The organism is Streptomyces sp. NPDC048415 (assembly GCF_040651675.1).
In the GTDB taxonomy this organism is placed as follows: Bacteria; Actinomycetota; Actinomycetes; order Streptomycetales; family Streptomycetaceae; genus Streptomyces.
Genome location: NZ_JBEZKJ010000019.1, coordinates 1 through 12,872, shown reverse-complemented (window position 1 = coordinate 12,872; position 12,872 = coordinate 1). Strand labels below are relative to the sequence as shown.

The 12,872-nt window shown below is 69.7% G+C and carries 9 protein-coding genes; 4 read left to right on the top strand and 5 right to left on the bottom strand.

Translation table 11 applies throughout. The annotated features are described in order from the left end of the window. The first annotated feature begins 315 nt into the window (after window positions 1-315). Window positions 316-1,431, top strand: coding sequence for an ADP-ribosylglycohydrolase family protein (locus AB0D27_RS15480; protein WP_362507713.1), 1,116 nt, complete (start codon window positions 316-318; stop codon window positions 1,429-1,431). Here AB0D27_RS15480 and AB0D27_RS15475 read toward each other — a convergent pair. After that, on the bottom strand, window positions 1,428-2,999 hold the full coding sequence (locus AB0D27_RS15475; protein WP_362507710.1) for a sodium:solute symporter family protein: 1,572 nt from the start codon (window positions 2,997-2,999) through the stop codon (window positions 1,428-1,430). The two genes, AB0D27_RS15480 and AB0D27_RS15475, sit on opposite strands and share 4 nt — an antisense overlap. 222 nt (window positions 3,000-3,221) lie before the next feature. Further along, window positions 3,222-4,007 (bottom strand): SDR family oxidoreductase, encoded by a 786-nt coding sequence (locus AB0D27_RS15470; RefSeq protein ID WP_362507707.1) that lies wholly within the window; start codon window positions 4,005-4,007, stop codon window positions 3,222-3,224. Window positions 4,008-4,088: 81 nt separating this feature from the next. Between AB0D27_RS15470 and AB0D27_RS15465 the strand changes: the two genes are divergently transcribed. Then, window positions 4,089-4,928, top strand: coding sequence for a hypothetical protein (locus tag AB0D27_RS15465; RefSeq protein WP_362507704.1), 840 nt, complete (start codon window positions 4,089-4,091; stop codon window positions 4,926-4,928). Between the two features lie 100 nt (window positions 4,929-5,028). On the opposite strand, the gene AB0D27_RS15460 is transcribed toward AB0D27_RS15465, so the two are convergent. From AB0D27_RS15460 to AB0D27_RS15450, 3 genes are all read right to left on the bottom strand, one after another. Continuing rightward, window positions 5,029-5,238, bottom strand: a complete 210-nt coding sequence (locus AB0D27_RS15460) for a DUF397 domain-containing protein (protein WP_362507701.1) — start codon at window positions 5,236-5,238, stop codon at window positions 5,029-5,031. A 237-nt stretch (window positions 5,239-5,475) separates the two neighbouring features. Next, window positions 5,476-6,333 carry a helix-turn-helix transcriptional regulator gene (locus AB0D27_RS15455; RefSeq protein ID WP_362507698.1) on the bottom strand — a complete coding sequence of 286 codons (858 nt, stop codon included), beginning with the start codon at window positions 6,331-6,333 and terminating at the stop codon, window positions 5,476-5,478. A gap of 321 nt (window positions 6,334-6,654) precedes the next feature. Beyond that, window positions 6,655-7,410 (bottom strand): GPP34 family phosphoprotein, encoded by a 756-nt coding sequence (locus tag AB0D27_RS15450; protein WP_362507695.1) that lies wholly within the window; start codon window positions 7,408-7,410, stop codon window positions 6,655-6,657. A 474-nt stretch (window positions 7,411-7,884) separates the two neighbouring features. Between AB0D27_RS15450 and AB0D27_RS15445 the strand changes: the two genes are divergently transcribed. Beyond that, a complete protein-coding gene (locus AB0D27_RS15445) occupies window positions 7,885-10,695 on the top strand; it encodes a serine hydrolase (protein ID WP_362507692.1) in 2,811 nt (936 codons plus the stop codon). Window positions 10,696-10,899: 204 nt separating this feature from the next. Continuing rightward, window positions 10,900-12,762, top strand: a complete 1,863-nt coding sequence (locus AB0D27_RS15440) for an MFS transporter (RefSeq protein WP_362507689.1) — start codon at window positions 10,900-10,902, stop codon at window positions 12,760-12,762. The last annotated feature ends 110 nt before the right edge of the window (window positions 12,763-12,872 follow it).

Genomic DNA, 12,872 nt, shown 5'->3' with positions numbered 1-12,872 from the left:
GAGTCTGTGAAGGTCGGCGGGGCCTCTCGACCGAGAGGGCGGTGTGCGCGAGTCCGACGTTCTCGGCGGGCGTGGCTTGATCAGTTTCCTGACCGTGCCACGCCAAGAGTGCGCTACGTGGGCAATGTGACCTGGAACGGCTGATCCCGGCCCTCGTGCACGGGGCCGGAAATGCCCGCTGAACGCCGTCCATAAGTGACCACTTGGTTCAGGCGGGTCACATTTCGCATACCGTGCCAGGCCCTGAACCGACCGTTCTCGTTCGATTACAGTGCTGAGCTGTCGGACGTTCGGACGGTGCCTGGGGAGGTCTCGGTGGGTGCGACAGCCGGTGCCGTCTGGGGCCGTGGCGAACAGCAGGACTTCCGCGGCCGGGTGCGCGGAACGCTCCTGGGGGCCGCCGTCGGCGATGCGCTGGGCGCGCCGCTCGAGGGGCTCAGCCTGGAGGAGATCCGCGAGGCGTACGGCGCGGAGGGGCTCACCGACCTGGCCTTCGGGTACGGCAGACGCGGCGCCGTCAGCCATCTCACCCAGCTCACGCTGTTCAGCGTGGACGGGCTGATCCGCGCCCAGGTGCGCCGCGACACCGGCGCCTGGCATCCGCCGACCGACCTCCACCGGGCCTACCGCCGCTGGGCCGCCACCCAGAGCGACTGGGGGCCCGACGAGCGCCGCAAGGACGACGGCTGGCTGGCCCGCGAGGAGTGGCTGTACGCCCGCCGCGACCCGGCCAGGGTCTGTCTGCTCGGCTTCGGCGACGACATCATGGGCACGCTGGACGCTCCGAAGAACCCCGGTGAGCCCGGCCCGGAGGCCGCCGCCCGCTCGGCGCCCTTCGGACTGCTCGTCGGCTGGGAGCCGCAGCTCGTGATGCAGCTCGCCGTCGAGTGCGCGGCGCAGACGCACGGGCATCCCACGGCGTACCTGTCGGCGGGCGCGTACGCCGTGATCGTGCACGGCCTGGCGCGGGGCGAGAGCCTCGACGGGGCGGTGCAGCGGACGCTGGGTCTGCTGGCCGCGCGGCCGGGGCAGCAGCCGGTGGCTGACGCGCTGCAGCACGCGCTGGGCGCCGTACGGCAGGGGATGCCCTCGCCGGGGCGGGTCGAGGAACTCGCCGGGGAGGGTACGGCGGAGGGGCTGCTCGCGGTCGCGGTGTACTGCGCGCTGGTCGGGGAGGACATCCGGCACGGTCTGTGCCTCGCGGTGAACCACGGTGGGGCCTCTGGGGTGGCGGGCGCCCTCACCGGGGGCCTGCTGGGCGCCCTGCACGGCGAGACGGCCCTCCCGCCGGCCTGGCTGGCCGAGCTGGAGGGCCGTCCCACGATCCTGGTCCTGGCGGACGACTTCGCGATCGAGATGACGCAGGGTCCGGCCCTGCACGGGCCGGGCGGGTCGTCGCCCGGGTGGCTGGCCCGGTATCCGCGCGCTTAGTCCTTGACCGGGGTGCCCAGCACCCCGTCGGCGGCCTCCGCCGGGGCCGGGATCGCCGCCGCCGTCGTTCCGTCGTCATCGGTGTTGATCTTATCGATGACCGCGTCCCGCTCCGGGGTGTCCTCGGGCTTCAGGAAGCCGATGAGGATGTACAGGACGAGGGAGATGACCATCGGGACGGAGACCTGGTATTCCAGCTTGACGTCGGTGCGCTGGGAGAAGTCCAGGTTGTAGTTGACGAAGAAGAAGCCGAGCAGACCGCAGGCCCAGCTGGTGAGGGCCGCCGTCGGGCCGGACCTACGGAACGGACGCAGCAGGCCCAGCATGAACGGGATCGCGATCGGGCCCATCAGTCCCGCCACCCACTTGATGACGACCGTGATGATGTCCTTGAAGGTGGGGGAGTTGACCTGGGTGGCCACCGCCATGGAGAAGCCGAGGAAGGCGACCGTGGTGACGCGGCCCGCGATCAGCCCGGCCCGGGTGTCCCAGGCCCGCGCGGCCTTCGAGAGCACCGGCATGATGTCCCGCGTGAACACGGCGGCGATCGCGTTCGCGTCCGAGGAGCACATGGCCATCGTGTGCGAGAAGAAGCCGACGACGACCAGGCCCAACAGGCCGTGGGGCAGGAGCTGTTCGGTCATCAGGCCGTACGCGTCCGACCCGTCGGGCTTCTTCGCCGTGACGAGCAAGGGCGACAGCCACATGGGGATGAAGAGGATCACCGGCCACACGAACCACAGCCCGGCGGACAGGAACGCCGAGCGCGTGGCCTGCTTGGCGCTGCCCGTCGCCATGTAGCGCTGGGCCTGGTTCCACATGCCGCCGTTGTACTCGAAGAGCTTGATGAACAGATACGCGATGAAGAAGACGGTGAGGTACGGGCCCGCGAATCCGTCCGCGTGACCGTCCAGCTTCGGCGAGTCGAGCGCCTTGGACAGGCCGCCCTGGTCGGAGATCTTGTTGAGCGCGATGATCAGCATCGAGACACCGGCCAGCAACTGGATGACGAACTGGCCGAGTTCGGTCAGCGCGTCGGCCCACAGACCGCCGATCGTGCAGTACACGGCTGTGATGCCGCCGGTGATGATGATGCCCTGGGTGAGCGTGACGCCGGTGAAGACGCTGAGCAGCGTGGCGATGGCCGCCCACTTCGCGCCGACGTCCACGATCTTCAGCAGGATGCCGGACCAGGCGAGCGCCTGCTGTGTCGGGAGGTTGTAGCGGTCCTTCAGATACTCCAGCGGCGAGGCGACGTGCAGCCGTGACCTCAGCCGGTTGATCCGGGGCGCGAAGGCCTTGGCACCGATCAGGATGCCGATGGCGATGGGCAGCGACCAAGTGACGTACGAGGTGATGCCATAGGTGTACGCGATGCCGGCGTACCCGGTGAACATCACCGCGCTGTAGCCCGACATGTGGTGCGAGATGCCGGACAGCCACCACGGCATCTTGCCGCCCGCGGTGAAGAAGTCGCTGACATCGTCCACCCGCTTGTGGGACCAGACGCCGATCGCCGTCATGACGCCGAAGTACGCGACCAGGACGGCCCAGTCGAGACCGTTCATGTGCCCCCTTCCAGGGTCCGCCTTGTGAACACCGCCCAGCTGGCTGGCACTTCGCCTGAGCGGGGTAAGGGCGAGGAAGGCCGCGAAGTGCCCGCTCATCGTGGGTTCGCCAGCACGGCGCCGACAAGCGACCGTATGGTCAAGAGGGGGTAAAATCGTTCTGATTGCTGACCTTGATTCAGCTACATGAACGACAGAGCATCTCAAACGGTTCGATCCGGGCTACCGCATCAACTCCCCGGCGTTCACGAGCAGCGACTGCCCCGTGATCGCCCGCGCCCGGTCGGACGCCAGGAACACGGCGGCGTCCGCCACGTCCCCGTCCGTGGCCAGCTCGGGCAGCGCCATCCGCTCGGCGAGCCGCTTCAGTACGTCCGCCTCCGGTACGCCCTCGGTGTGCGCGGTGAACTGCACATACGCCTCCACCGGCGGGCCCCACATCCAGCCCGGCAGCACGGTGTTGACGCGGATGCGGTGCGGACCGAGTTCGCGGGCGAGGGAGTACATCGCGCTGGTCAGCGCGCCCTTGGAGGCCGCGTACGCCGCCTGCCGTACCTGCGAGGGGGCGGCCACGGACGACTGGGTGCCGATGATGACGACCGAGCCCCCGCGCGCCTTCAGTGCGGGCAGGCAGGCGCGGGTCATCCGCAGCGTGCCGAGCAGGTTCACGTCGATGACCGACTGCCAGGTCGCGAAGTCGGCGTCCTGGAGACCCCCGAAGTAGCTGTCCCAGGCGGCGACATGGACGACGGCGTCGATCCGCCCGAACCGCTCCCGGGCCACCGCGGCGAGTTCCTCGCACTGCCCCTCGTCGGTGATGTCCGTCGCCCGGTACGCCGTGTGCGCGCCGTCCGGATCGAGTTCGGCCGCCGCCTTGGCGAGATTCGCCTCGGTACGCGCCCCGAGCACCGCGTTCCCGCCGTCCCGCACGACGGCTGCCGCGACCTGATGACCGAGCCCGGCCCCGACCCCCGACACGACGACGGTCTTGCCCGCGAGCAGTGACATCGGAGGCCTCCCTGACCCTGGCGCATTGTCTGACGGAGCGTCAGAGTATGGGCGTCCGGCGGAAGAAGGAAGGGGATCGTCATGTCGGAGGAGACCCGCAGCGAGACGTACGCCGAACTGGCCGCACTCGGCCCGTACGGCGTCCGTCCGGGCCATGCCCTGATCACCATGGTCGAACCGCACCCGGGCCACGAGTACGCGTACAACCGCTGGTACGAGGACGACCACTACTACGCCGGCGCGATGGCCATGCCCTGGATGTACGCCGGGCGCCGCTGGGTCGCCACCCGCGATCTCCAGCTCCTGCGCTACCCGGAGAAGTCGGCGGTCGCCCAGCCGGTCACCGCGGGCTGCTACCTCTCCACGTACTGGGTCACCGAGGGCCGCTACGACGACCACATGAAGTGGACCGTCGGGATCAACAAGCGGCTCAACCGCGACGCCCGCGTCTACCAGGACCGTACGCACGTCTTCACGGCCTTTCAGGACCACGAGGCCACCGTGTACCGCGACGGGCCCGCGGGCCCCCGTGACTTCCACGCCCTCGACCACCCGTACGCGGGCCTGGTGCTGGAAGTCATCGACGCCGAATCCGCCGCACAGCGCGCCGAGCTGCTGGAGTGGCTGCGCTCCCGCCACCTCCCGAAGCGCCTCGCCGGCTCACCCGCCGCCCTGGTCACCGTCTTCCGGCCGACCCCGCTGCCCGGCGACCGGATGACGTACGTCAAGCAGGTCGAGGGCGTGGACACCCGGCTGACGCTGCTGTGGTTCCTGGAGGCGGATCCACGGGAGTGCTGGGAGGGGTACTTCACCGGGCTGGACGCGCAGGTACGGGAAGCGGGCCTCGGGAACGTGGAGTTGGTGGCGCCCTTCCTTCCCACGGTGCCGGGGACGGACAAGTACGTGGACCGGCTGCGGTAGCGGGCGCGGGCGGGAAAAGACCGAGCCCCCTCGGCAGGGACGGCGGGCCGGTCGAGAGGGCTCTTTCAGTGGTGCGTATGAAGTTGTGAGTGTCCATGTGTCAGTCGAGGTCGAATGCCCCCCGGCTCACCTCTGCCACGAAGGCGTTCCATGACTCCGCCGGGAAGGCCAGCGTGGGCCCTCCGGGAATCTTGGAGTCCCGTACGGCCAGCGCTGACGGAATCGGGGACTTGACCTCGATGCATGCACCGTTTCCAGCGGAGTATGACGACTTTGTCCACGTTTCCGTGATGCCTTGCAGAATTGCCATGGTTGCTCCGGTAGCCAGTCGTTGAGTTGCTGTCACCGCGCTGCGGGATCGCTGCGGAACCCGCGGTTCGGTTTGCGCCAACGTTGTTGCTTGATGGCGTGATCGACGCTACTCGCCAACATCCTTCCCCGAAGGAGCGATTCACTCGACCGGATGGCATATTCCACAGGGTCTTCCGCTCCGGTGCGGTAACGGTGTACCTTCCGGCACCCCCCGCGGCGGGCGGCTTCACGACCGTCAGCGCGCGTACTCTTTCGCGATGTCTGAGATGAATTGGCGTGATTGGTCCACATTCAGGGCCTGAGCCCGGAGGTGTTCGTACATCACGCTGTATTTCTGCACATCCGCGGCCTTCTCCAGGTAGAGATCGCTGGTGACGCCCTCGATGTAGACGACGCTCGAATCAGCCGCGTCGGGGAACTCCAGGATCGCGTACTGGCCATTCAGCCCAGGATGGGCCCCCACCTCGTACGGCAGTACCTGCACGGTGATGTGAGGCAGTTGGGACATCCCCGCGAGATGCTCCAGCTGCTCGCGCATCACCTGCCGGTTTCCGACGATCCGGTGCAAGGCGGCCTCATCCAGTACCGCCCACAGGCGAAGAGGGTTCTCTTCGGTGGAGATACGTTCCTGTCGTCGCAGCCGCACTTGGACGCGCTTGTCGACGTCGGTGGTCGAGGTCTCGGGCAGCGCACCTTGGATGAGTGCCTCGGCGTACGGCCGGGTCTGCAGCAGGCCGGGGACGATCTGGGACTCGTAGACTCTCAGCGACGCGGCGTCGGTCTCCAGACCGATGTACACGCTGTACGGAATGTCGCCGAAGGCGTGCCACCAGCCCTGCTGGCGGGAGTCCTTGGCCATCTGCATCAGCGAGTCGACGATGCGATGGTCCTCGACCTCGTAGACCCCGCACAGATCGCGGACGTCGCGCTGGCTGATACTGCGCCGCCCGTTCTCCAGGCGGCTGATCTTCGACTGCGAGACCAGCAGCCGCTCGGCGACCTCTTCGGCCGTCATGCCCTTGAGCTCGCGGAGCCGGCGCAGCTCCTGGCCCAGTCGGCGCCGCCGGACGGTGGGATTGACATTGGACGCCACGGGACGTGCACCTCCGGCTGCGGGCCTCTACTTTGCGTATCTGCTGTTGAGCAGACTGCCACCAAGGTGCTTTCTGCCGCTGGGAAACAGCGGATATGCGCTGGGTAGGCGCCAGTTCGGGGTTCCGGCGTGTATATGCGGGTTTCCCGGCCCCGTTGGGCTCGCGCACATGCGGCCGCGCGGGGCGGTGGGACCGTGTCGTCGTCCGGACGTACGGTCTCATCGCCCCGCGCGAGCCAGCGGCTCCCGAACCGGGTCTTGGGGACTGCGGTGCGGCGGTGCGGCGGTGCTGGTACTGCGGTGGTGCCGTGGGACTGCGGCTCAGTGGGCCACGGCGCGCGCCATGGAACCGCGGCGCGGTTGCATCGGAACACCGCGTGCGGGTTCCGGCGCGGACCTGACTCCGGCGGTGGCCGGACGGCCTGCCGGTGCCGGGCTGCGGCGCGGCTGAGCGGCCACGCCGTTCTGGACGTCCATGACCGCGTGGGCCACGAGGCCGCCCATGGGGTCATGCCTGATCAAGTCCCGCAGCCGGGAGCGGGACGAGCGTCCCTCGTTCCCCGGGTACAGGTGCTTGCCGAGACCGACCGCGTGGGCCAGGGCGGCGAGCGCCGCGGTCCGCGGGTCCGGCGGGACGCCGGTGCGGATCGCGTTGTCCAGCCGGGCCTTGATCTCCCGGCTGATCTCCGTGTCCGTCGCTTGGTAGCGAGTCGTCGGAAGCACCCCGCACATCTGGCCGGCCACGGCATGGACCATGCCGCACCTCTCCAGATGCGAGAGATAGGTCTGGCGCAGCCCCAGTCGGGGTCCGCCAATCCAGTTGACCGCGCGTACGGGTGCTCCGCGTCGGCGAAGCAGTTCCAACGCACAGTCGAGTGTTGGATCTCCAGTCGGCCGTGGGGCCACCACGGCGATACGATCCCCGTCTGGGGCTATCCGTCCGGCCAGCGCCAGCTCCACTAGCTGTGCTCCGGCCAGACCGAGGTCGAGCGACTGCGGCTGTGCGGTGGTACCCGTGGTCGGGTCCAACGCCAGCAGCAGAAGCTCCTCCGGAAGTGTTCTGCGGCTCCTGCCCATCCATGCCTCCCCGCGTGGATGAATGACAGGGTGACCCCTCTCACATTGGTCTGTCGAGAGCGCGTGACCGGAATGTAGTGGAACCGGTAACTATGTCGTTCTCGTCTACCGCAGGGGTTAAGCCCTCACACAGGACACTGGTACATGGTTCGGACAGCGGTGTCCGGGCGGTGGTTCAGGGTTTGACGGTTCGGTTGGCGCACGGAGGGCGTGTGCCGCATGGAGGAGGCATCGGTGGCGGGCGAGTCCCCCGACAGGTCGAAGCAGCACGAGTCGTCGGCGTCGTCGGCAGAACCGACGCCGGGGGCACCAGCCACGGTTCCGGGTCCGGCGCGGGTGACTGCGTCCGGCTCGACCCCGGCTCCGACCTCGGCCCCGGCCCCGGCCGCGGCTTCCTCTTCGGCTTCGGCCGACCCCCGCATCGCGATGGCCCGTGAACGGGCGGCCACGGTACGGGTGGATCAGGCTACGGCGGTGTTCTCCACGAAGGCCTTGGCGGCGGAGGAGGCCGATCGGACGCCGGACGCCGGCGACCAGGGCGCCGAGGGCGACTCCCGGCTACGGGCGGCGGTGGCCGCGTGGGTGGCGGGGGCGGAGGACTCCGGGGGCTCTGTGGGCTCATTGGGCTCCGTTGGCTCCGTGGCGGAGGGAGAGGGCGACGCTTCCGGTGCCGACGCCGGTGCCGGTGCCGACGCCGAGGGCGCCGCTGAGTCGACGGCCGACGTCGAGGGCGGCGGTGGCGGTGACGCGGAGGGGGCGGCTGAGGCGTCGGAGGAGGCTGAGGACGCGTCCGACGGGGCGTCAGAACTTGGCGCAGGGGCCGGTGTCGGCGGCACCGACACCGACACCGACGAGGTGCGGGACTCCGCCTCCGGCGATGCTCCGGTGGCCGATGAGCCCGAGGCCGGGGGCGCGTCCGGCGATGACGACACGGAGACGGAGACGGAGGCTGAATCCGCTTCCGAGCCCGAGTCCGCGTCTGTGTCCGAGGGCGAGCCCGGGGACGACGACGTCGAGGCTGATGCCGCCTCAGAGCCCGGTTCCGCATCCGCGTTGTCAGCGCCTGAGGGCGAGCCCGGGGATGGCGAGGCCGAGGCTGGGGCCGCTTCCGAGCCCGGTTCCGCAGCCGCGTCCGTGTCAGCGTCTGCGTCCGCGCCTGAGGGCGAGGCCGAGGCCGAGGACGACGTCACCGAGGCCGAGGCTGAAGCCGCCTCCGCATCCGCGGGCGACGACACCGAGGCTCAACCTGCCGCCGATTCGGCGTCCGTGGCCGCGTCCGAGGGCGAGTCCGGGGACGTCGTCACCGAGTCCGAGTCCGCCGCCGCGTCCGAGGATGACGTCACCGAGGCAGAGGCTGGAGCTGCCTCAGCCTCCGCCTCCGCCTCCGCGTCCGAGGACGAGTCCGGGGACGGCCTCACCGAGGCCGACGCTGCCTCAGTCTCAGTCTCAGTCTCAGCCTCAGCCTCAGCCTCTGCCTCGGCGTCCGCGTCCGAGGGCGAGTCCGGGGACGACCTCACCGAGGCCGACTCTGAAGCCGCCTCCGCCTCCGAGAGCGAGGGCGAGACCGCGTCCACGTCCGGGGCCGACGGCGAGACGCCGGATGGCCGCCGCCCGGTCAAGGACGCCGCCCCCGGCTCGAAGGGCGACGCGAAGGACTTCCCGAAGGGCGCCGCGGCGGATGGCGAGGACACGTCCGAGCCTCCCGTCGACCATCCCACCGCCATCTTCAAGGCGCCCCGGCCCCCCGCGGTGGACCAGCCCACCACCATGCTCAAGCTGGGCGGCACCCCCAAGCCGGCCACAGAGAAGCCCGTCACCAAGCCGAAGCCCAAGCGGGAATCGGACCCCGAGCGCACCAGCAAGTTCGTCGCCCTCAAGCCGCTGGACCAACCCGCTGACAAGCCGCCCGCGGCCCCCGCTGACAAGCCGGCGTCAGCCACCGCCGCGTTCCCGCGGGTCGGTCCCGAGCGCACCACCCAGCAGCCCCTTCCGCCGAAGCCCCCGCTGGACCTGCTGGCGGAGCTGACGAACACGCCGCCGCCCCCGCAGACCCCGGTCCGGACGATCGTGCGGCGGGTCAAGATCTGGACCCCGCTGGTCCTGCTGCTCGCGGTGATCTTTGCGGTAGCACAGGCCGTACGCCCGCTCCCGACCCCGTCACTCGCGCTCACCGCGAACCAGACGTACACCTTCGACGGCGGCACCCTCGACCTGCCCTGGCCGGGTCAGGGCCAGTCGGCGGTCGAGGTAGAGGGCGTCGGCAGCCTCGGTACCGACGGCAAGCAGACGCCCGCGCCCATCGCCAGCGTCGCCAAGATCATGACGGCGTACGTGATCCTTCAGGAGCACCCGCTGAAGGGGAACGCGGGCGGCGAGAAGATCACCGTGGACCAGCAGGCCGAGGACGAGTCCAGGAACGAGGACGAGTCGACGGCGGCGATGACGAAGGGCCAGCAGTTCACCGAGCGGCAGATGCTCCAGATGCTGATGATCCCGTCCGGCAACAACGCGGCGCGGCTGCTGGCCCGCTGGGACTCCGACAACAAGACCTTCGTCGGCAAGATGAACGCCGCGGCCAAGAAGCTCGGCATGACGAAGTCGACGTACACGGACCCGAGCGGTCTGGACAAGACGACGGTGAGCACCGCCACCGACCAGCTCAAGCTGACGAAGGCGGTCATGCAGGACACCGTGTTCCGCGGCATCGTCGGCATGGCCAGCGCGAAGATCCCCGGCCTGGACAAGCCCATCTACAACAACAACGACCTGCTGGTGCAGCAGGTCGGCGTGATCGGCCTGAAGACCGGCTCGTCGACGCCCGCCGGCGGCAACCTGGTGTGGGCCGCGACCAAGACGGTCAACGGCAAGACGCAGACGATCTACGGCGCGGTGATGAACCAGAACGCCGGTACCGGCAAGGTGTGGGACAGCCTCCACCTCGCCCTCGTCAACAGCCAGAAGCTGATCGACAAGGTGCAAAAGAGCCTGACCTCGGCCACGGTGGTGAAGAAGGGCCAGGTCGTCGGCTATGTGGACGACCAGCTCGGCGGGCAGACGCCCGTCGTCGCCACCAAGGACATGACGGCGGTCGGCTGGCCCGGTCTGAAGACGAAGCTCTCCATCGGCGAGGGTGACGAGACGGTCCCGCACTCCGGCAAGGCGGGCAGGACCGTCGGCGTGCTGACGGTCGGCGATGGCTCCCGGCACGCCGCGACGATCCCCGTGGCGCTGCAGTCGGACCTCGCCGAGCCAGGCCTCGGCGCCAAGCTGACCCGCGTCAGCTGAACGGACGTACCCACCGATGACGTTCCGAGATGCGCATCGGTGACGTACGCCGGTCACGGGCACGCGCCCCGCACCCCGCCGACAGCGCCCCGCCCGGGCGCTCCCCGGCGGGGTGCGTGCTAGCGTCGCTAAGCGGCCAGGTCGCGGGCCGCGGGTCCCGGCCGACAACGGAAACGGGACACGGGACACGGGGAGTGCCTTGCAGTGGCGACAGCGGAGACGACACACGCCGACGACGCCGATCCGGGACCGGAGACCGGCCCGCGAATACCGCCGCGCGCCTCTGGCCATGGGGGAACTCACGACGGAGCCGAGGGATCCGACGGCGGACCCGGCAGCACGGAGGCGGCACCCCGTACCCGCCTGAGCCGTTTCCTGCACCACCCCGTCACCCTCACCACCGCCCTCTCCGGAGTCCTCCACCTCGTCTGGTTCTTCACGTTCGCGAACAGCGGCGGTGACCTCGCCGCGCAGGACGCGTGGGCGGAGTTCGTCGGACGGCACCCGGACTCGGCGTACAACCTCGCCTGGTACGGCGGAATGCACCCGGTGTCGTACAGCGTGGTGTCGCCGTATCTGATGTCGGTGCTCGGCGTCCGTACGACGATGATGATCGCGGGGACGATCTCGGCGGGCCTGCTGACGATGATCCTCATCCGCAGCCGTGCGGTACGGAAGCCGTTGTGGCCGGCGCTCGCGGGCGTCTTCGCTCTGCTGTGCAACGCCGCCTCGGGCCGGGTGACGTACGGGCTCGGCATGGTGTTCGCGCTCGCCGCGGCCGCCGTCGTCTTCTGCTGGCCCCACCGGTGGCGCTACAAACGCTGGGCGAAGGCCCTGTGCGCGGCGCCGCTCGCCGCGCTCGCGACCGCCGCGTCGCCGGTGGCCGGACTGTTCGTGGGCCTGGTCGCGGTGGCCCTCTTCCTGCAAAAACGCCGCCCCGGCGCATACGCCCTCGGAATCGCGCCGACCGTCGTGGTGGCCGTCTCGGCCTGGCTGTTCCCCTTCTCCGGCACCCAGCCGATGGCCTTCTACTCGGTCATCCTGCCGCTCCTGTACGCCGTCCTGGTCTTCGTCCTCGTCCCCAAGGAGTGGACGACGGTCCGCATCACCTCCGCGGTGTACGGCATCGGTGTCCTCCTCGTCTGGCTGATCAGCTCGCAGATCGGCTCCAACATCACCCGCCTGGCGATGCTCTTCGCGGGAGTCGTGCTGCTGGCCGCCCTGCCCTTCGCCGTGCCGCGCTCGCGCAAGTGGTACGCCATCGTCCTCGCCCTGGTCGGGTTCACCGGGTGGATCGGGTTCAAGTCGGTCGACGACATCGTCCATACGACTCCGGCGGCGTCCTGGGCGCGGGAGCTGGCGCCGCTCGTCAACCAGCTCCAGGTGGTGGGCGCCGAGAAGGGCCGCGTGGAGGTCGTACCCGCCCGCTCGCACCGGGAGGCCTCCGCCCTCGCGCCGTATGTGAACCTCGCCCGCGGCTGGAACCGGCAGGCCGACATGGAGCGCAACCCGCTCTTCTACGACGACACGCTCAACTCCGCGAACTACCACGAGTGGCTGCAGCGCTGGGCCGTGCACTACGTGGTGCTGCCGAAGGGGGAGCCGGACGGGGACGGGGGGGAACGCGAGCGTGAGCTGGTGCAGCGGGGTATGCCCTATCTCCGGCAGATCTGGGGGGACGCGAACTGGCAGCTGTTCGCGGTGACGGATCCGGCGCCGCTCGCCGAGCCGAACGCCGTGGTCGACCGGGCGGAGCAGGGGGAGCTGACGATCGAGGTCAAGAAGGCCGGGCGCATTCTGATCCGCATTCCGTACTCTCCTTGGCTGAGCATCGTGGACGCGGGCGGCAAGAGCGTGAAGGTACCGCGGGAGACGGCGGCGTCCAAGCACCGGGGGGACGGTGCGCCCAAGTCGTACGACAACCTGAACGGTTGTCTGATGCCGACGCCGGAAACCGCGGCGGGCGACAAGTGGACGGAGCTCCTGGCCCCGACCCCGGGCACCTACCGCCTCGCGGCGCCGTACCAGCTCCCCCGGGGAACCCCGTGCCCGGAGGAGCTGCGATGACGTACCCGGGTGGCGGGGGCAAAGCGGTTTTCGCCCCCTCCGCCCCTGCCAACCGGGCGGCCAGCAGGTGTGCACGCAATGCTCCGGTGCTCAACACGACAGCGATGCTG

What these genes read in the sequence shown, in the direction of transcription:
- AB0D27_RS15475 (WP_362507710.1), bottom strand. Translation starts at nt 2,999, where the DNA reads ATGAACGGTCTCGACTGGGCCGTCCTGGTCGCGTACTTCGGCGTCATG.
- AB0D27_RS15470 (WP_362507707.1), bottom strand. Translation starts at nt 4,007, where the DNA reads ATGTCACTGCTCGCGGGCAAGACCGTCGTCGTGTCGGGGGTCGGGGCC.
- AB0D27_RS15465 (WP_362507704.1), top strand. Translation starts at nt 4,089, where the DNA reads ATGTCGGAGGAGACCCGCAGCGAGACGTACGCCGAACTGGCCGCACTC.
- AB0D27_RS15460 (WP_362507701.1), bottom strand. Translation starts at nt 5,238, where the DNA reads ATGGCAATTCTGCAAGGCATCACGGAAACGTGGACAAAGTCGTCATAC.
- AB0D27_RS15450 (WP_362507695.1), bottom strand. Translation starts at nt 7,410, where the DNA reads ATGGGCAGGAGCCGCAGAACACTTCCGGAGGAGCTTCTGCTGCTGGCG.